15 protein-coding genes are annotated in these 20,374 nt (G+C 57.8%); 8 read left to right on the top strand and 7 right to left on the bottom strand.

Going from position 1 to position 20,374, the window contains the following annotated elements; translation table 11 throughout:
• Position 1: 1 nt before the first annotated feature.
• Positions 2-754 (top strand): molybdopterin-synthase adenylyltransferase MoeB, encoded by a 753-nt coding sequence (gene moeB, locus L379_RS15360; RefSeq protein WP_017693746.1) that lies wholly within the window; start codon positions 2-4, stop codon positions 752-754.
• Between the two features lie 114 nt (positions 755-868).
• Here the strand turns inward: moeB and fsa are convergent, their stop codons facing one another.
• A complete protein-coding gene (gene fsa / locus L379_RS15365) occupies positions 869-1,531 on the bottom strand; it encodes a fructose-6-phosphate aldolase (RefSeq protein ID WP_017693747.1) in 663 nt (220 codons plus the stop codon).
• A 127-nt stretch (positions 1,532-1,658) separates the two neighbouring features.
• On the opposite strand from fsa, the gene L379_RS15370 reads away from it, so the two are divergent.
• The 4 genes from L379_RS15370 (at position 1,659) to L379_RS15385 (ending at position 7,436) form a co-directional block, all read left to right on the top strand.
• Positions 1,659-2,558, top strand: coding sequence for a glycyl-radical enzyme activating protein (locus tag L379_RS15370; RefSeq protein WP_015571034.1), 900 nt, complete (start codon positions 1,659-1,661; stop codon positions 2,556-2,558).
• 4 nt (positions 2,559-2,562) lie between these two features.
• Complete coding sequence (locus L379_RS15375) at positions 2,563-4,995, top strand: formate C-acetyltransferase/glycerol dehydratase family glycyl radical enzyme (protein ID WP_032653068.1); 2,433 nt, start codon at positions 2,563-2,565, stop codon at positions 4,993-4,995.
• A gap of 218 nt (positions 4,996-5,213) precedes the next feature.
• Positions 5,214-6,029: a Cof-type HAD-IIB family hydrolase gene (locus L379_RS15380; protein WP_017384898.1), complete on the top strand. Its 816-nt coding sequence runs from the start codon at positions 5,214-5,216 to the stop codon at positions 6,027-6,029.
• A gap of 150 nt (positions 6,030-6,179) precedes the next feature.
• Positions 6,180-7,436 carry a DUF1479 domain-containing protein gene (locus tag L379_RS15385; protein WP_032653066.1) on the top strand — a complete coding sequence of 419 codons (1,257 nt, stop codon included), beginning with the start codon at positions 6,180-6,182 and terminating at the stop codon, positions 7,434-7,436.
• Here L379_RS15385 and L379_RS15390 read toward each other — a convergent pair.
• On the bottom strand, positions 7,433-8,506 hold the full coding sequence (locus L379_RS15390; protein ID WP_032653065.1) for a LacI family DNA-binding transcriptional regulator: 1,074 nt from the start codon (positions 8,504-8,506) through the stop codon (positions 7,433-7,435). The genes L379_RS15385 and L379_RS15390 overlap by 4 nt on opposite strands.
• Positions 8,507-8,791: 285 nt before the next feature.
• On the opposite strand from L379_RS15390, the gene L379_RS15395 reads away from it, so the two are divergent.
• Positions 8,792-10,093, top strand: a complete 1,302-nt coding sequence (locus L379_RS15395) for an MFS transporter (protein WP_017384901.1) — start codon at positions 8,792-8,794, stop codon at positions 10,091-10,093.
• Positions 10,094-10,110: 17 nt separating this feature from the next.
• Positions 10,111-12,474 carry a glycoside hydrolase family 31 protein gene (locus L379_RS15400; RefSeq protein ID WP_032653063.1) on the top strand — a complete coding sequence of 788 codons (2,364 nt, stop codon included), beginning with the start codon at positions 10,111-10,113 and terminating at the stop codon, positions 12,472-12,474.
• Positions 12,475-12,557: 83 nt separating this feature from the next.
• Here the strand turns inward: L379_RS15400 and L379_RS15405 are convergent, their stop codons facing one another.
• Entirely contained in the window at positions 12,558-14,153 is a 1,596-nt protein-coding gene (locus L379_RS15405) for an ABC-F family ATPase (protein ID WP_023296172.1), read from the bottom strand.
• A 222-nt stretch (positions 14,154-14,375) separates the two neighbouring features.
• Between L379_RS15405 and ldtB the strand changes: the two genes are divergently transcribed.
• A complete protein-coding gene (gene ldtB, locus L379_RS15410; RefSeq protein WP_003858435.1) occupies positions 14,376-15,296 on the top strand; it encodes a L,D-transpeptidase in 921 nt (306 codons plus the stop codon).
• 40 nt (positions 15,297-15,336) lie between these two features.
• Here ldtB and L379_RS15415 read toward each other — a convergent pair whose 3' ends face one another.
• The 4 genes from L379_RS15415 to L379_RS15430 form a co-directional block, all read right to left on the bottom strand.
• Positions 15,337-16,053 (bottom strand): GntR family transcriptional regulator, encoded by a 717-nt coding sequence (locus L379_RS15415; protein WP_015571043.1) that lies wholly within the window; start codon positions 16,051-16,053, stop codon positions 15,337-15,339.
• Positions 16,054-16,067: 14 nt separating this feature from the next.
• A complete protein-coding gene (locus tag L379_RS15420) occupies positions 16,068-17,390 on the bottom strand; it encodes a PTS sugar transporter subunit IIC (RefSeq protein WP_032653061.1) in 1,323 nt (440 codons plus the stop codon).
• Positions 17,391-17,441: 51 nt separating this feature from the next.
• Positions 17,442-18,818 (bottom strand): glycoside hydrolase family 1 protein, encoded by a 1,377-nt coding sequence (locus tag L379_RS15425; protein WP_017384904.1) that lies wholly within the window; start codon positions 18,816-18,818, stop codon positions 17,442-17,444.
• A gap of 184 nt (positions 18,819-19,002) precedes the next feature.
• Complete coding sequence (locus tag L379_RS15430) at positions 19,003-20,373, bottom strand: macrolide efflux RND transporter outer membrane subunit EtsC (protein ID WP_032653059.1); 1,371 nt, start codon at positions 20,371-20,373, stop codon at positions 19,003-19,005.
• Position 20,374 lies beyond the last annotated feature (1 nt).

The raw sequence follows: 20,374 nt of genomic DNA, 5'->3' as shown, positions 1-20,374 counted from the left end.
CATGACGGTGGAACTGAGCGACCCGGAGATGATGCGCTATAACCGCCAGATCGTGCTGCGCGGGTTTGATTTCGAGGGCCAGGAAGCGCTCAAGGCGGCCAGCGTGCTGGTTGTGGGCCTGGGCGGGCTGGGCTGCGCGGCGGCGCAATACCTGGCTGCGGCGGGCGTCGGCAGCATGACGCTGCTGGATTTCGACACCGTGTCGGTGTCCAACCTGCAACGCCAGACGCTGCACAGCGACGCGACGGTCGGTCAGCCTAAAGTGGAATCAGCACGCACGGCGCTGGCGCGCATTAACCCCAACGTTCAGTTCACCCTGATTGACGCGATGCTGGATGACGACGCGCTGTTTGCGCAGATTGCACGGCATGACCTGGTGCTGGACTGCACCGATAACGTCGCCATTCGCAACCAGCTCAATGCGGGTTGCTTTGCCCATAAAACGCCGCTGATTTCCGGCGCGGCCATCCGCATGGAGGGGCAAATCACCGTCTTCACCTACGCTGAAGGAGAGCCCTGCTACCGCTGCCTGAGCCGTCTGTTTGGCGAGAATGCGCTGACCTGCGTCGAGGCGGGCGTGATGGCGCCACTGGTTGGCGTTATCGGTTCCTTGCAGGCGATGGAGGCGATCAAAGTGCTGGCACACTACGGCACGCCCGCAGCGGGTAAAATCGTGATGTATGACGCGATGACCTGCCAGTTCCGCGAGATGAAGCTGATGCGTAACCCGGGGTGTGAGGTGTGCAGCAAGTAAAAAAGTCGGGTGGCGGCTTCGCCTTACCCGACCTACAACGGCTCAAACGGCGCCACCCGGCAACAGCGATGCAAACGTAGGCCGGGTAAGCGTTAGCGCCACCCGGCAACCGCATCAGACAGACGTCCGCCCAAACGCCCCCTGCCAGTCCTGCTCAAACTTCACAATTGCCGCATCCACGGCCGGAGAGGTAATAAACTGCTGCGCCACGTCCAGCGGCAGCGTGATGGACTCGCACCCTGCCAGCAGGCAGTCCAGCGCCTGGCGCGGGGTTTTAAAGCTCGCCGCCAGCACTTTTGACTGCGGGGCATGCAGGGTCAGCAGCTGTTGCAGTTCAACCACCGTCTGGATCCCGTCCCCGCCCTGTGCGTCCACGCGATTTACATAAGGAGCCACATACTCAGCCCCCGCCAGTGCGGAGAGCATCCCCTGTGCTGCGCCATACACCGCCGTACCCAGCGTCGGGATCCCTTCTGCTTTCAGCATTTTGATCGCCGCCAGTCCTTCAGCGGTCACGGGCACTTTCACCACCAGGTCATTGATTATCGCGCGCAGCTTACGTGCGTCTTCCACCATTCCCTCGGCGGTCTTCGCCATCACCTGAGCGAACAGCCGGCCCTTGCCGCCCAGCGCGTCGTGCAGCGCGGGCAGCAGCTCTTCCAGAGGCGTTTTACCCGCCGCCACAATGCTTGGGTTAGTGGTCACGCCCGCCAGCGGGAAGATACGCGCCAGCTTTTTGACTGCCGCAACGTCAGATGTGTCGAGATAAAGTTCCATGATGTCACCCTCAAAATTAGCCTGCACTTACCCTATCACAGCAAAACCTGCTCAGGAATTGACCCATATCAAGATAACTTTCATTCGAAAGTAATTTAATCTTCATATGTAATTCGAGGGCAAGAAAATGATCTTCAATATACAGCGTTACTCCACCCACGACGGTCCCGGTATTCGAACCGTGGTATTCCTGAAAGGCTGCTCGCTGGGCTGTCGCTGGTGTCAGAACCCGGAAAGCCGCTCCCGCACGCGGGACGTCCTGTTTGATGCCCGCCTGTGCCTGGACGGCTGTGACCTGTGTCAGCAGGCCGCGCCGGGGTGTGTTGAACGCGCGCTGAACGGGCTGGTCATTCATCGTGAGAAGCTTAACGACGAGACGCTCACTGCCCTTACCGACTGTTGCCCGACCCAGGCGCTTACCGTCTGCGGTGAAGAGAAGCAGGTGGAGGAGATTATGGCCACCGTGCTGCGCGACAAGCCCTTCTACGACCGCAGCGGCGGCGGGATCACCCTCTCCGGCGGCGAGCCGTTCATGAACCCGGCGCTGGCACACGCCCTGTTTAAAGCCAGCCATGAACAAGGCATTCATACCGCCGTTGAAACCTGCCTTCACGTCCCCTGGCATTATATCGAGCCGTCACTGCCGTATGTCGATCTGTTCCTGGCGGACCTGAAGCATGTGGACAGTGACGTATTCAAACAGTGGACCGATGGCTCAGCCAGACGGATCCTGGACAACCTGAAGCGCCTGGCTGCCGCCGGGAAAAAAATCACCATTCGCGTGCCGCTGATCCAGGGCTTTAACGCCGATGAAGCGTCGGTTACCGCCATTACCAATTTCGCCGCCGACGAACTCGGCGTTCACGATATTCATTTTCTGCCGTATCACACGCTGGGCATGAACAAATACACCCTGCTCGGCCAACCCTACTCTGCCCCTGACAAACCGCTGGATAACCCTGCCCTGCTGGACTTCGCACAGCAGTATGCCTGCCAGAAAGGGTTAACCGCGACCTTACGAGGATAAACTTATGACCACCCTGAATCTCAACACCCTCAGCGAGCGCATCAAGGCGCACAAAACGGCGCTGGTACATATCGTTAAGCCGCCGGTCTGTACCGAGCGCGCGCAGCACTATACCGAAATGTATCAGCAGCATCTGGACAAGCCGATCCCGGTACGTCGCGCGCTGGCGCTGGCGCATCACCTGGCAAAACGCACCATCTGGATCAAACACGACGAGCTGATTATCGGTAACCAGGCAAGCGAAGTGCGCGCCGCGCCGATTTTCCCGGAATATACCGTCTCCTGGATTGAGAAAGAGATTGACGATCTGGCGGACCGTCCGGGCGCGGGCTTTGCGGTGAGCGAAGAGAACAAGCGCGTCCTGCATGCGATCTGCCCGTGGTGGCGCGGCCAGACGGTGCAGGATCGCTGCTACGGCATGTTTACCGACGAGCAGAAAGGCCTGCTGGAAACCGGCATCATCAAAGCGGAAGGCAACATGACCTCCGGTGACGCACACCTGGCGGTGAATTTCCCGCTGGTGCTGGAGAAAGGTCTCGACGGCCTGCGCGCGAAAGTGGCCGAGCGCCGGTCGCGCATCAACCTGACGGTGCTGGACGATCTGCACGGCGACCAGTTCCTGAAAGCCATTGATATCGTGCTGGAAGCCGTAAGCCTGCACATCAAACGCTTTGCCGACCTGGCGCGTGAAATGGCCGCGACAGAAACCCGCGACAGCCGCCGCGACGAGCTGCTGGCCATGGCGGAAAACTGCGACATCATCGCCCACCAACCGCCAAAAACCTTCTGGCAGGCGCTACAGCTGTGCTACTTCATTCAGCTGATCCTGCAAATTGAGTCCAACGGTCACTCCGTCTCCTTTGCCCGTATGGACCAGTACCTTTACCCGTACTACCGCCGCGACGTGGAGCTGGACCAGAGTCTGGATCGCGAGCACGCCATTGAGCTGCTGCACAGCTGCTGGCTGAAGCTGCTGGAAGTGAACAAAATCCGCTCCGGCTCGCACTCCAAAGCCTCTGCGGGCAGCCCGCTGTATCAGAACGTTACCATCGGCGGCCAGAAGCTGGTCAACGGTGAGCCGATGGACGCGGTCAACCCGCTCTCGTACGCGATTCTGGAGTCCTGCGGTCGCCTGCGCTCCACCCAACCGAACCTGAGCGTGCGTTACCATGCGGGAATGAGCAACGACTTCCTCGACGCCTGCGTGCAGGTGATCCGCTGCGGCTTCGGGATGCCGGCGTTTAACAACGATGAAATCGTCATCCCGGAATTTATCAAGCTCGGCGTGGAACGCGACGATGCCTATGACTATGCGGCGATTGGCTGCATCGAAACCGCCGTCGGCGGCAAGTGGGGCTATCGCTGCACCGGAATGAGCTTCATCAACTTCGCCCGCGTAATGCTGGCGGCGCTGGAAGGTGGTCGCGACGCCACCAGCGGCCAGGTGTTCCTGCCGCAGGAAAAAGCGCTTTCTGCCGGTAACTTCGGCAATTTCGATGAGGTCATGGCGGCGTGGGATAACCAGATCCGCTACTACACCCGCAAATCCATTGAGATCGAGTACGTGGTGGACACCATGCTGGAAGAGAACGTCCACGATATTCTCTGCTCGGCGCTGGTGGACGACTGTATCGAACGCGCGAAAAGCATTAAGCAGGGCGGCGCGAAGTATGACTGGGTTTCCGGCCTACAGGTGGGGATCGCCAACCTCGGCAACAGCCTGGCAGCGGTGAAGAAGCTGGTGTTTGACCAGGGCGTTATCGGTCAGCAACAGCTGGCGGCGGCGCTGGCGGATGACTTCGAGGGGCTGACCCACGAGCAGCTGCGCCAGCGCCTGATCAACGGCGCGCCGAAGTACGGCAACGACGACGACAGCGTGGACCTGCTGCTTACCCGTGCCTACGAAACCTACATTGAAGAGCTGAAGCAGTACCATAACCCACGCTACGGCCGCGGCCCGATTGGGGGTAACTACTATGCGGGCACGTCGTCTATCTCCGCAAACGTGCCGTTTGGCGCAGCAACCATGGCAACGCCGGACGGCCGTAAAGCCCACACCCCGCTGGCGGAAGGGGCAAGCCCGGCCTCCGGTACCGACCACCTCGGCCCGACGGCGGTGATTGGCTCCGTGGGTAAACTGCCGACGGAAGCGATTCTCGGCGGCGTGCTGCTAAACCAGAAGCTGAACCCGTCGACGCTGGAAAACGACAGCGATCGCCAGAAGCTGATGGTGCTGCTGCGCACCTTCTTCGAGGTGCATAAAGGCTGGCACATTCAGTACAACATCGTCTCGCGCGAAACGCTGCTGGAAGCGAAGAAACACCCGGATCAGTATCGTGACCTGGTGGTGCGCGTCGCGGGTTACTCGGCGTTCTTCACCGCCCTGTCGCCGGATGCGCAGGACGATATTATTGCCCGTACTGAGCATATGCTGTAACGGTTTATCCCCTCTCCCTTGAGGGAGAGGGTTAGGGTGAGGGGGAAATGCGCACGCTGATGCCCTCACCCCGGCCCTCTCCCACGGGGAGAGGGAGAAAACACTAAAAACGGCAACTTCGGTTGCCGTTTTGCTTTGACTTTCGAATGAAATTAAATTTGTGCTCCCCGTCACCTTGTTATTAGAATGTTTCAAACGCAGTGACCCAGGAGCACAGTATGACCGTAAAAGTTATCGTCACCGATATGGACGGAACTTTCCTTGATGATGCCAAGCAGTACGATCGTGACCGCTTCCAGGCACAGTTTGAGCAGCTTAAAGCCCGCGACATTGAATTTGTTGTCGCCAGCGGCAACCAGTATTACCAGCTCATCTCCTTCTTCCCGGAGCTGAAAGATCAGATCTCCTTCGTCGCGGAAAACGGCGCGCTGGTCTTCGATCACGGCGAACAGATTTTCCACGGCGAACTGACGCGTCATGAGTCGCAAATCGTCATTGGCGAGTTGCTGAAAGACAAAGGGCTGAACTTTGTGGCCTGCGGGCTGGAGAGCGCGTACGTCAGCGATAAAGCACCAGAAGCGTTCGTGAAGCTGATGTCGAAACACTACCATCGCTTAAAACCCATCAGCGATTACCGCGAAATTGACGACGTGCTGTTTAAATTCTCCCTGAACCTGCCGGACAGCGATATCCCGAATCTGGTTGATAAACTGCATGTCTCCCTGGACGGCATCATGAAGCCGGTCACCAGCGGCTTCGGTTTTGTCGATTTGATTATCCCCGGCCTGCACAAGGCCAACGGCATCAGCCGCCTGCTTAAACGCTGGAAAGTCTCACCTCAGGCGTGCGTCGGCATTGGCGACAGCGGCAACGATGCGGAAATGCTGAAGCTGGTGAAATACTCCTTTGCGATGGGCAACGCGGCGGACAGCATTAAAGAGGTCAGCCGTTACACTACCGACGATAACAACCATCAGGGCGCGCTGAATGTGATTCAGGCCGTGCTCGACGCGCACTCCCTGTTCGACGCCTGATCCCCCTACCTGCCGGAGCCTCGCTCCGGCCTCTCACTCTTTTCCCATCCTGTGGCACCCGTCAAGGTTTTAAACTTGCATTAACTTTTTTTTAACTTAAAGTATCACTTGTAGACACTTTTACTTTCGAATGAAAGATACGAGGCAGTTATGACCTTTACCAGCGAAACGTTGCCAGCGGACCATAAAGCGGCAATCCGTCAGATGAAACGTGAATTACGCGCGCAGATCGGCGACGTGCAGGCGATGTTCGACCGGCTCAGCGATAAAATCGCCACCCGCGTGGCGGAAATCAACGCTCTCAAAAACAAAGGCGAAACCGTCTGGCCAGTGATCCCTTTTGCCGACGTGAAAAACGGCACGATCACCGCCGAACAGCGCGAAGCCGTTAAACGTCGCGGCTGCGCGGTGATCAAAGGCCACTTCCCGCGCGAGCAGGCGCTGGCGTGGGATCAGTCGATGCTCGACTACCTCGATCTGAACAAATTTGACGAGGTGTACAAAGGACCCGGCGATAACTTCTTCGGCACCTTAACGGCCTCTCGTCCGGAGATTTATCCGATCTACTGGTCTCAGGCGCAAATGCAGGCGCGCCAGAGTGAAGAGATGGCGCAGGTACAGTCATTCCTGAACCGTTTATGGACATTTGAGAGCAACGGTAAACAGTGGTTCGACCCGGACGTGAGCGTGATTTATCCTGACCGCATCCGCCGCCGCCCGCCGGGAACCACCTCGAAAGGACTTGGCGCACACACCGATTCTGGCGCGCTGGAGCGCTGGCTGCTGCCCGCTTATCAGCAGGTCTTTGCCCGCGTGTTTGACGGCAACGTCGAGAAATACGATCCGTGGAATGCCGCGCATCGTACCGAAGTGGAAGAGTACACCGTCGATAACACCACCAAATGCTCGGTGTTCCGCACCTTCCAGGGCTGGACGGCGCTGTCGGACATGATCCCCGGACAGGGCTTGCTGCACGTGGTGCCGATCCCGGAGGCAATGGCCTATATTCTGCTGCGTCCGCTGCTGGACGACGTGCCGGAAGACGAGCTGTGCGGCGTGGCGCCGGGACGCGTGCTGCCGATTTCTGAGAAGTGGCATCCGCTGCTGATCGAAGCGTTAACCAGCATTCCGGCGCTGGAAGCCGGTGATTCCGTGTGGTGGCACTGCGATGTGATCCACTCCGTCGCGCCGGTGGAAAATCAGCAGGGCTGGGGCAACGTGATGTATATTCCTGCCGCGCCAATGTGCGAGAAGAATCTCGCCTATGCGAAAAAGGTCAAGGAAGCGCTGGAAACCGGCGCGTCACCGGGCGATTTCCCACGCGAGGATTATGAGAAAAGCTGGCAGGGCCGCTTTACCGTGGCCGATCTCAACATCCACGGCAGGCGCGCGCTGGGCATGGCTTAACCGTCGTATAGCCCTTCCCGCTCTACGGCGGTACGTCGTTTCCCCTGACGTATCCGCCGGACCGACTCCCGCACGGTCAGCGTGCCGTTTAGCAGCAATGTTCCTACCGGCGCATCCGGGCGCATCAGCCGCTGCTGGAGCATATGCACCGCTTCCGTTCCCAGCTCATCGCGCGGGACATGCACCGCCGTTAAGGGCACATCCTGAATCGCGGCCAGATTAAACCCGTCGATGCTCATCACCGAGACATCATGCGGCACGCGCAGACCGTGGTTTTGCAGCGCGCTGATGGTCCCCGCCGCCATAAAATCGCCACCAACCAGGAACGCCGTCGGCAGGTCCTTCCCTTTCTGCTGGTGAAGCCACTCGCTCACCAGCTGCTCCGTCTCTCTGGCGCTGAAGCTGGACACCATCAGCAGGTCGCGCCTGTCGCTGAACCTGAGGTTATGACCGTGCCACGCGTCGCGGATCCCGGACAGGCGCAGCTCCATGGTGTAGCGACGCAGGCACAGCACGTTCATCACCTCCCGGTGCCCCATCTCGAACAGGTACTCTGCCGCCCGCTCGCCAATCGCGCGATGATCCGGCGCGACGGCGGGCAGGCGCATGTGGCGGTCCCGGCAGTTAATCAGCATACAGGGTTTGCCCACGTCTACCGCCAGATCGTGGATATGCGGATCGTCGATACCAAGGAGGATCGCCGCCTGAGTGTCCGCTTCGTTCATGCGGGCCAGAAACAGCTGGGCATCGCTGTCGTTCTCCTCCAGCGCACAGTAACGCAGGCGAACCTCGTGCGAGGCCAGCCCTTTGCTCACGCTCTGGATGACGCGGTAGTAAAAGATGTCGGACCGCTCGTCAAACGCCCGCTGCGGGGCAAACACCACCAGGCTGTTAAGCAGCAGACGCCCCGCCGCCATGCCGTCCATTACCCCCAGCTCCCGCGCGCACGCCAGCACCTTTGCCCGTGCTTTTTCGCTGGTGTTTGCCTTCCCCGCCAGCACGCGAGAAACGGTGCTGATGGAGAGCTGCGTCCGGGCGGCGATTTCGGTGATTTTAAGCCTTTTGTCCATTTTGTGATCTGGCTCCGGATGTGAAATGAAAAAATTTTCACAACTTGTTTATCAGGTAATAACTTGCAAGAAGGCCATAATGCCGAAAATTAAACCTCGGTTATGAAAAGTTTGCACAAAATACACTATTCCCTGCCCAATTTCTTTCTTAAGGTGAACCTGTCACACAACTTCCATACTAGTTGTATAGCAGCTTAGCGCTCTAAAACAGATAACTTTCAAACGCCTGACGCTGTGTGACACCTGAACCTTTGTCCCCTTACCGTCCGTCTTGTGGAGAAGAAAATGAGTCAGGACATCAATAACACCGTAGCGACAAGCAAAACACGTCGCGTCATCAGGAACCTGCGCTGGTACGTACTGGTGCTGTTTCTTCTCGGCGTGACCGTTAACTACATCACCCGTAACTCGTTAGGTATTCTCGCCCCTGAACTAAAAGAGAGCCTCGGGATCACCACCGAGCAGTACTCCTGGATCGTCGGCGCGTTCCAGATCGCCTACACCATTTTCCAGCCCCTGTGCGGCTGGCTGATTGACGTTATCGGCCTGAAAATCGGCTTTATGGTCTGCGCCGGGATCTGGGCGCTGATGTGTATCTTCCACGCGGGTGCCGGAAGCTGGCTGCACCTGGCGATTCTGCGCTTCTTTATGGGTGCGTCCGAAGCCGCCGCCACGCCAGCGAACGCCAAAACCATCGGTGAATGGTTCCCGAAATCAGAGCGCCCTGTTGCCGCAGGCTGGGCGGGGGTAGGCTTCTCCATTGGGGCCATGCTGGCCCCGCCTATCATCTACTTTGCTCACGCGTCGTTCGGCTGGCAGGGTGCGTTTATGTTTACCGGCGTGCTGGCGCTGCTGTGGGTGATCCTGTGGTGGGCGTTTTATCACAACCCGGAACAGCACCCAAACCTGAGCCGCGATGAGCTGGCGTTTATCAAGCAGGATAACGAACCTGCACCGGTCAAACTGCCCTTCCTGACCGCGCTGAAAACCGTCTCGAAGAACAAACGGTTCTACGGTATCGCCATCCCGGCCTTTATGGCGGAACCGGCCTGGGCCGTGCTGAGCTTCTGGGTGCCGCTGTACCTCGCCAAAGAGCACGGTATGGATTTGAAACAGATCGCGATGTTCGCCTGGCTGCCGTTCCTGGCCGCCGACCTCGGCAGCGTGGCGAGCGGCTACCTGACCCGGCTCTACACCCGCTGGTTTGGCTGCACCCGCGTTAACTCGGTGGTAGCCAGCTCCGTCACCGGCGCGTTTCTGATGATTTCTCTGGCCGTCGTGGCCGTGACCCGCGACCCGTATATCACCATCGTGCTGATCTCCATCGGCGGCTTCGGGCACCAGATCATCTCCTGCATGCTTAGCGCGCTGGTCGTGGAGTCGTTCGACAAAGGCCAGATGGCGACGGTCAACGGCATGCGCGGCTCGGCGGCGTGGATCGCCAGCTTCCTGTTCTCCCTTTTGATTGGGGTGACCGCCGACAAAATCGGCTTCAACCCGCTCTTTATCGCCATGGGCTTCTTTGACCTGCTTGGCGCTGTTTTCCTGGTGGCATTTATTGCTGAACGTCGCGCCAAGCGCGCCTGATTGTGGATGTATTGCATATGAAAACCCTGAAAAACTGGACCGTCGGTACGCAGTCGGCGAATCATCTGGAACTGCTGATCGATAACCAGCACCGCCTGTGCCTGTATGTGCTGGAAGAGAATCTGTTCCGCGTGCTGATCAAACGTAAAGGCGAGCTGGCGCTGAACCGCACCTGGAGCATCGCGCCGGAACAAGATGTGCCGTGGGAAGGCCGCCGTCGTGACGATGTCAGCGGCTTCACCTGCCCTGCCTGGACGCTGACGCAGCAGGACGACACGTTAACCGTAGCGACTGAACAGCTGCGCGTCACCGTCCACCAGCCGCTGTGGCTGGAGTGGCACTACCGCAATGAGGCGGGCGAGTGGCAGCCGCTGGTCAATGACCGCCCGACCAGCGCCTACCTGCTGAACGCCCACGGTGACGGCGCGGCGCACTATCTTAGCCGTCGTAAGGATGAACGTTTTTACGGTCTGGGTGAGAAAGCGGGTGATTTACAGCGCAACGGCAAACGCTATGAGATGCGTAACCTGGATGCGATGGGCTATAACGCGGCCAGCACCGACCCGCTTTACAAGCACATCCCGTTCACCCTCACCCGCCGCGATGACGTGAGCTACGGTCTGTTCTACGATAACCTGAGCAGTTGCTGGCTGGATCTGGGTAACGAGATCGACAACTATCACACTGCCTACCGCCGCTGGCAGGCGGAAGCGGGCGATATTGACTACTACCTCTTCACCGGCAAGCGCGTGCTGGACGTGACCAAAGCCTTCGTGCGCCTGACGGGAAAAACGCTGTTCGGACCGAAATGGAGCCTGGGCTACAGCGGCTCGACCATGCACTACACCGACGCGCCGGACGCGCAAAACCAGCTGATGAACTTCATCCGCCTGTGCGATGAGCATGCCATTCCGTGCGACTCGTTCCAGCTCTCCTCCGGCTATACCTCGATTAACGGCAAGCGCTACGTCTTTAACTGGAACTACGACAAAGTGCCGCAGCCGAAGGTGATGAGCCAGGCGTTCCACGACGCGGGGCTGCGGCTTGCGGCCAACATCAAGCCGTGTCTGTTGCAGGATCATCCCCGCTACAGCGAAGTGGCGGAACGCGGCCTGTTCATTCGTGATTCAGAAACCGATGCGCCTGAACGTTCCAGCTTCTGGGATGACGAAGGATCGCATCTCGACTTCACCAACCCGCAGACGGTGCAGTGGTGGCAGAACGGCGTGACCACGCAGCTGCTGGAGATGGGCATCGACTCCACCTGGAACGACAACAACGAGTATGAAGTGTGGGACGGGGAAGCGCGCTGCTATGGCTTCGGTCAGGAGATCGCCATCAAGCACATTCGCCCGGTGATGCCGCTGCTGATGATGCGCGCCTCGCTGGAAGCGCAGCAGCGCTTTGCGCCGGAAAAGCGTCCGTATCTCATCTCCCGCTCCGGCTGCGCCGGGATGCAGCGCTACGTCCAGACCTGGAGCGGCGATAACCGCACCAACTGGGACACCCTGCGCTATAACATCCGCATGGGGTTAGGCATGAGCCTGTCCGGACTGTTCAACGTCGGTCACGACGTCGGCGGTTTCTCCGGCGACAAGCCGGATGCCGAGCTGTTCGTGCGCTGGGTACAGAACGGCGTGATGCACCCGCGCTTTACCATCCATTCGTGGAACGATGATCACACGGTGAACGAGCCGTGGATGTACCCGGGCGTCACGCCTGCGATTCGCAGCGCCATTGAACTGCGCTACCGCCTGCTGCCGTATCTCTACACCCTGCTCTGGCAGGCGCACGCCGACGACGAGCCGATGCTGCGCCCGACCTTCCTCGATCATGAGCACGATGCGCAGACGTTTGAAGAGTGCGACGACTTCCTGCTGGGCCGTGACCTGCTGGTGGCCAGCGTCGTCGAAGCCGGGCAGCGCGAGCGCCGCGTCTGGCTGCCGGATAACGAAACCGGCTGGTACGATTTTTACACTCACGCGTGGTATGCGGGCGGCCAGGCGATCGTCCGTGATGCGCCGCTGGAAAAGCTGCCGCTGCTGGTACGCGCCGGGGCCGGTTTGCCGCTCAGCGAACGCATCCGTCACGTGAGCGCCGATAAAGACGATACCCGTGAGCTGAAACTGTTCCCGGTGAAAGGCGTCGGCACCACCGCCGGGCTGCTGTTTGAGGATGACGGCGAAAGCTGGGGCTACCAGAACGGCAATGCGCTGTGGGTGGAATGGGAGATGGAGTGCGACGGCGCAAGTATCAACCTGAAGGTGAATGCGCGCGGCGACTATCGTCCGGCATGGAAGGCGCTGAAGGTGTCATTACCGGCGGGGGAAAAACGTACGCTGCGGGTGAACGGAGTTGAAGGGGGCGAGTGGGTGCTCTGAACAATGCCGGGTGGCGGCTTCGCCTTACCCGGCCTACAAACTGATCCGTAGGCCCGGTAAGCGAAGCGCCACCGGGCTTTTTTTTAGCCGTCGATACCTTTACTGCGCAGGTAATCTTCGTAGTTACCGGTGAAGTCCACCACGCGCTCTGGCGTAATTTCGATCACGCGGGTCGCCAGCGAGCTAACGAACTCCCGGTCGTGAGAGACGAAGATCAGGGTGCCCTGATACATCTCCAGCGCCATGTTCAGCGACTCAATAGATTCCATATCCAGGTGGTTGGTCGGTTCGTCCATCACCAGAATATTCGGTTTTTCCATCATCAGCTTGCCGAACAGCATACGGCCCTTTTCACCACCGGAGAGCACTTTGGCGGGCTTTTTGATATCGTCCTGGCTGAACAGCAGACGCCCCAGAATGCTGCGTACCGCCTGCTCGTCGTCGCCTTCCTGCTTCCACTGGCTCATCCAGTCGAAGACGGTCAGATCGTTTTCAAACTCATATTCATGGTCCTGCGCGTAGTAACCAATCTGCGCGTTTTCAGACCATTTCACGGTACCGTTATCCGGTTGCAGTTCACCCACCAGGGTTTTCAGCATAGTGGATTTACCCACGCCGTTGGCGCCGAGGATGGCAATCTTCTCGCCCACTTCCAGCAGCAGGTTGAAGTTTTTGAACAGCGGGCCTTCATCGAAGCCTTTGGTGAGGGCTTCCACTTCCAGCGCGTTACGGAACAGCTTCTTGTCCTGCTCGAAGCGGATGAACGGGTTCTGACGGCTGGAGGCTTTAACCTCTTCCAGCTTGATTTTGTCGATCTGACGTGCACGCGACGTTGCCTGGCGCGATTTAGAGGCGTTGGCGCTGAAGCGGCTGACGAAGGATTGCAGGTCAGCAATCTGCGCTTTCTTCTTGGCGTTGTCGGCCAGCAGACGCTCGCGCGCCTGGGTGGCAGCCGTCATGTATTCGTCGTAGTTGCCCGGGTAAACGCGCAGCTCGCCGTAGTCCAGATCCGCCATGTGGGTACACACCATGTTCAGGAAGTGACGGTCGTGCGAGATGATGATCATGGTGCTGTCGCGATCGTTCAGCGTCTGCTCCAGCCAGCGGATGGTGTCGATGTCCAGGTTGTTCGTCGGTTCGTCGAGCAGCAGGATGTCCGGGTTAGAGAACAGCGCCTGTGCCAGCAGCACACGCAGCTTCCAGCCTGGCGCGACTTCGCTCATCGGGCCGTAATGCTGTTCAACCGGAATACCGACGCCCAGCAGCAGTTCGCCCGCACGCGCTTCCGCAGAGTAGCCGTCCATTTCGCCGTATTGCGTTTCCAGGTCGGCCACTTTGTAACCATCTTCTTCGCTCATCTCAGCGAGACCGTAGATACGATCGCGCTCCTGCTTCACTTCCCACAGCTCCGCGTGCCCCATGATCACGGTGTCGAGCACGGTGAACTCTTCGAAGGCGAACTGATCCTGACGCAGCTTACCGATGCGCTCGTTAGGGTCGAGCGACACGTTACCGAGCGTTGGCTCCAGGTCACCGCCGAGGATCTTCATAAAGGTGGATTTTCCGCTACCGTTGGCACCAATCAGGCCGTAACGGTTGCCGCCGCCAAATTTGACGGAAATGTTTTCGAACAGCGGCTTACTGCCAAACTGCATAGTGACGTTGCTGGTAACTAACACGGAGAGATTCCTGCGAAAAGTGTGATAAACGCGGCATTATGCCACAATTCCGAATTGAGATCCCGTGTTGCGGTAATCCACTAAACTTTAACAAAATCGAAAAAAATGTGATTTCGTACACATCTGAATTCCCAGTTAACGGGAATGCACATATAATGCGCTCCCATTACCGATTCAGACTTATCAACTCATCGCCAGAATGGCTTAGATACCTCGCATAACATGAACATGAAATTAACAACGCTTTTTGCGGCGGCGTTAGCCGTAGTAGGTTTTTGTAAGACCGCGTCTGCGGTGACGTATCCCCTGCCGACAGACGGAAGCCGTCTGGTGGGTGAAAACCAGGTGGTGACGGTGCCGGAAGGTAACACGCAGCCGCTGGAATACTTCGCGGCGCAGTATCAGCTCGGCCTGTCGAACATGCTGGAAGCGAACCCGGGCGTTGACCCTTATCTGCCGAAAGCGGGTACCGTACTCAACATTCCACAGCAGCTGATCCTGCCGGATACCGTGCACGAAGGTATCGTGATTAACAGCGCCGAAATGCGTCTGTATTACTACCCGAAAGGCACCAACACCGTGATCGTGCTGCCTATCGGTATCGGTCAGTTGGGTAAAGACACCCCGCTGAACTGGACCACCAAAGTGGAGCGTAAGAAAGCGGGCCCAACCTGGACGCCGACCGCCAAAATGCACGCTGAGTACATTGCTGCCGGCGAACCGCTGCCGGCCGTTGTGCCTGCTGGCCCGGATAACCCGATGGGTCTGTACGCGCTGTACATTGGTCGTCTGTATGCCATCCACGGTACTAACGCCAACTTCGGTATCGGCCTGCGCGTAAGCCACGGCTGCGTGCGTCTGCGTAATGAAGACATCAAATTCCTGTTCGATAACGTGCCGGTCGGTACGCGCGTGCAGTTCATTAACGAACCGGTGAAAGCGACGTCAGAGCCGGACGGCAGCCGTTACATTGAAGTGCATAACCCGCTGTCCACCAGCGAAGATCAGATCAACAACAACGAAATCGTACCGATTAAGCTGACCAGCGCGGTGCAGTCCGTCACCTCTCAGGCGGATGTTGACACGACCATCGTTGACCAGGCGATTCAGAACCGTTCCGGTATGCCGGTGCGTCTGAACTAATCGTGAGAATTAAAAAAGCGGGCCGCGGGGCCCGCTTTTTTTATCCGTTATTCACGATAACGATGCCGCCATGGTCATAGCGATAGTGACAATGGGCGTACTCCAGCGGCGTACCATCTTCAAGATAGATCACCTGCTCTACCTCCAGCACCGGGTCGGTTGGCTCGCAGACAAGGTGTTGCATATCCAGCGCACTGGGCTTCAGCGCCCTCACCACCCGATACGATCCCATGATCTTCAGCCCCAGCGTCTCCTGTACATACCGGAATACCGAACTTTCAAGATGGGTTTTGTTCAGACCGGGCACCAGATTGAGCGGCATTACCGTGGCGTCCAGAGACATCGGCTCACCGTTCAGTAAACGCAGACGGATAAAGTCATAGATCGGCGTATCCGGATTTATCATCAGCGATGCCTGCTCTTTCTCGTTCGGGAAGCGCAGTTCGAAGTGCACCACCTGGCTCGTCACCGTGCCTAAATGTTCCCAGGTTTTGGTCGCCCCGAAGTAGTCGCTGCCGGAGAGATCCCACTGGGAAAGCTGGAGGAAATTTTTGCGGATGAACGTGCCCTGCCCCTGTCGGGTATAGACCAGCCCTTCTACGATCAGCTGACGCATCGCCTGCTGAATGGTCATCCGGCTGGTGCTGAACTCCGCCGCCAGCGCGAACTGGTCCGGCAGAGGTTCATTGGCGGCGTACTGCTGGGTGATAATGCGTTTCTTAATTTCCCGCGCTATGGTGATGTACTTCGCCGCCATCGTCCTTCCTTAAATTAGTGTTCTGTCCCGCTGTTTTTCAACGCCACTCGCTCGGCAACTTTGAGGAAAGGCAGGTAGAAGAATACACCAAATACGATGATTGCCAACTGCACCACCACCGCCCGCCAGTCCCCCGCCGTCGCCAGCCAGGCGCTGAGGATCGGCGGGGTCGTCCACGGGATCATCACCACGCAGCGCGACATGAGCCCCAGCGTGGTACAGAGCCACGCAAAGTAAATCCCGATAGCGGGCAGCAGCACAAACGGGATCATCAGCGGCAGGTTAAAGACTATCGGCAGGCCGAAAATCACCGGCTCGTTGATGTTAAACAGACCCGGCGCCAGCGACAGACGCGCCACCTGCTTCGCTGATTTCTGTCTTGAGAAGATGAAGATAGCAATCAGCAATGAGATTGTGCTGCCCGTCCCGCCCACCATGCCAAAGGTCGGCACAAAGATGTTGTTGATGATGTGCGGGATCGGCTGGCCGTTGGCAAAGGCCAGCATATTCTCATTGGTATTGATCAGCAGGAATGGCTCCAGCACCACGCTGTTGACCACCGACTGATGAATACCGAGCGTGAACAGGAAGTTACCGAAGCTGTAAATGAAGATCGTCCCGGGCAGGCTGGTGTTGATCAGCCGCAGCGGCTGCTGAATAAATGTCGTAATGAGATGGATCAGATCCGTGTGCAGCACGTTCGCCAGTATAGCCGCCAGCACCGCAAACAGGGAGAGCGTGAGGATCGTCGGGATCAGCGCGGTAAAGGATTTGCTCACCGCTGGCGGTACGTTCTCTCCCAGCGAAATGTGCAGCGCCTTCAGCCGTGAAATGGCGATAAACAGCTCGCTTGAGAGCAGCCCAATCAGCACCCCGGCGAAAATCCCGGTGGAGCCGATATTGGCGAACGTCAGCACCTGGGTAACGTTTACCGTGGCGTCGCTGCCGACGGGAGTAATCTGTAAGCGCATCGGCATCATGATGATGAAACTGCTGACGGCGATAACCACTGCCGAGACCGGATTGTCGAAATCTTTGTTGCGCGCCAGCGACCAGGCGATCATCGGCGCCAGCAGCAGCGCGGCGATGTTCAGCGTGCCGTTGATGATCGCCTCGCCCCACACCTTAAACTGCGTGAGCGTGTCGCCCTCTAAGATCCAGGGGAACACCACGTTGTTCACCAGCACCGCCAGACCGGCAAGGATGAAAATCGGCATTACCGTGGCGAAGGCATCGCGCAGGGAGCGAAGATGCACCTGGTTTGCCAGGCGCGCCGAGAACTCAACAAATTTATCGACAAAAGACTGCATGTGCGGTGTTATTTTTGTTTCAGACATAGCGGATAGTTCCCATCAATCAGTCACAAAAACGGCCCGGCAGCGTACGGCTTACATCTCGCGTCCGTTGGTATGGATAACCTGTTTTAACCACGCATAGCTCTTCTTCGGCACGCGCTTCAGGTCTTTCAGGTCGTGATTTTCACGGTTGACGTAGACCACGCCGTAGCGCTTGCGCATGTCACCCTGCGAGCTGAGAATGTCAATCAACCCCCAGCCGAGATAGCCCAATACCTCTGCCCCGTCCTCGAACATCGCCTCTTTCATGGCCTCGATATGCGCCCGGTGGTAGTCGATGCGGTAGGTATCCTCTATGGGGTTTACGCCATCCCAGGACTCAATCACCCCAATGCCGTTCTCAATCGGGAATACTGGCATCCGCCAGTCGTTGGCATAGCGGGTGATGATGGTGCGAAAGCCCAGCGGATCGATCTGCCAGTTCCACTCGGTGGCCTTCAGGTACGGATTGTTTTTCTCGCCGTGCAGCAGGTAATAGTTCACCGGCGTGCCTTCCGGGATGGCATCGCTGTCCAGCGTTTTGCTGGCGTAGTAGCTGAAGGCCATAAAGTCGTTCTTCGTGCGCGCAAACAGCGCGAGATCGTCTGCGCGGTAGATATCGCCGAAGCCTTCCTGCTCCACCACCGCCATCACCGCCGGGCTGTAGCCCTGGCCCGCGAAGACGCGCAGCAGGTTCTGGTTGAGGAATTCGTCGTACTGCTGGGCGCAGAAGATGTCACGCGGTTTGCAGGTGGCCGGATAAATCAGCTGGTGCGCCAGCATGCCGCCCATCAGCTTGCCCGGCTTAGTCTGGTGCAGGTACTCGGTCAGCGCCATGTGCGCCACCATGGTGTGATGCTGCACTTCGTACAGCTCGCGCAGGGTTTCCTCCCCCTTCATATAGCCGGAGATGCGAAAGGCTATCGGCATGTGGAAAATATTCTGCTCGTTAAAGGTCAGCCAGTACTTCACCCGGTCACCAAAGCAGTCGATCATCTTTTTGCCGTAGCGGATAAACGCCTCCACCACGCGACGATCGTTAAATCCGTTGTACTCCTGTGCCAGCGCCAGCGGCATATCGAAGTGGTAGAGGCAGACCATCGGCTCGATACCGCGGGCGATCAGATCGTCGATAAAACGGTCATAAAACGCGATGCCTTCGGCGTTGAACTCGCCGTCACCCTGCGGGCAGACGCGGCTCCAGGAGATCTGGAAGCGGTAGCAGTTCATGCCCAGATCCTGCATCAGGTCGAAATCTTCCCGGTAGCGGTGGTAGGAGTCGGTGGCCACTTTCCAGTCAGAGATATTTTCACCGGCTTCGCGAATGTCATACACCGACATCCCCTTTCCGCCCTCATTCCAGGCCCCTTCCGTCTGCATGCTCGACACCGAGTTGCCCCATAAGAAGTTGGCTGGCAGTGATTGATTCATGGTTGCCTCCTATATGACTAGTCATTTAAATGATATGACTAGTCATATAGCCGGAGATGAAATTTCGATCAAAGGGGAGGAACGATTTTTGTGAGATGGGTTTGAATAATGACGAGGGATGTCTTGCGAACTGCGCCCTGGCAGCAAGTCATATTGCTGCCAGACGTAAATGAGTCTGCGCAATTCAGGGGAAAGATACCGAACCGCCGAACTCCATATAGATTTTTGCCAGATTATTTAACTGGTTAAAGCGATTTTCATACAGTGCCAGTTCGGCCTGTCGGCGTTTCTCCTGAGCATCAAGCCAGAAAGAAATTCGCACCGCGCCCTGGCGATAGCGAACTTCGTTTAACCTCTCTGATTTTTTCGCCAGTTCCAGGCCTTCACGTAGAAGCGTCTCCTGCTCCAGGAGTTGATGACGCAAAGCAAGCGCATCTTCTATGCTACTCATCGCCTTGTAAAGTTCCTGTTTAAACTCCAGAACCCGTTGCTCGTAGTCGTTGCGGGCAATCTTCACGTCCATGCCCCTTTCTCTCCATTCCAGGAACGGCAGGGTCAGGTTTGCTCCAACAGAGCCTACAGGATTTTCCATGAAGGCCATAAGGCTGCTGCTGCTGGTGCCAAGCGAGCCGGTCAGACTAAACGCTGGATAAAATGCAGTACGCTGGACATCAACGGTGGCCAATGCTTCCCGTACCCGCCACTCTTTAGCGCTGATATCGGGTCGATGCCGCAGCACGTTGACCGGGATCTTTCCACTGACCTGCGGCAGTGGTCCCATTGGTAACGTTTTCGGCTCGACTATCGCGCTGCCCGGCGCGGTTCCAAGCAAAACGGCTTGCTGATTGAGCGCCTGTAAACGTTCATTCTTCAACGCCGCCAGCCTGTTTTCCTGCGAAAGCACGCCCTGCTGAGCATCCACAACATCCAGAGAGGAGGCACCGCCCGCGGCATAGCGCGCGTTAGCCAGGCGCAGCGTCTCTTTTGCATAGTTGATGCTTTGTTGCAGGACAGACAGCTGCTGGTTAATAAAGCCTAAGCGCCAGTAATTATTACTGGCATTTGAAAGCAGCGTCAGGCGTGCAGAACGCAGATCCTCTTCCGAGGCAAAACGTGCCCACGCCTTCGCATCGCGCTGCCGCGCTATTTTGCCCCACAGATCCAGCTCATAGCTGGTATTAATACTGGCAACGCTGCCCCTGCTCCAGTGGGCTGAGCTGTTCAGCTGTTTTTTACCGTCAAGCGCGAGCGAACCTTTTAGTCCCGGATCGTTTGTGATGCCAATCCGCTCTTCTTCCAGGCGGGCGCGATAAACACGCAATACCGCTCCAGCGACATCGTTATTGCGCACCATCACCTGCCGCAGCCAGCCGTCGAGGTCTGGATCGTTAAAGGCCTGCCAGTCGAACGGCATCCTCTCCTCCGCAGCATCCGCCTGATACCAGTTGGCAGGGTATTTCACCTCAGGAGGCTGATAGTCGCTTTTCAGAGAGTCGGCGCAGCCAGCACTAAGCAGGACAGCAAGGCATACCGTTAAAGGGGATAATATTTTCATG

It is taken from the genome of Enterobacter sp. MGH 33 (assembly GCF_000534535.1).
In the GTDB taxonomy this organism is placed as follows: Bacteria; Pseudomonadota; Gammaproteobacteria; order Enterobacterales; family Enterobacteriaceae; genus Enterobacter; species Enterobacter hormaechei_C.
This window is presented reverse-complemented; position numbering and strand designations above follow the sequence as displayed.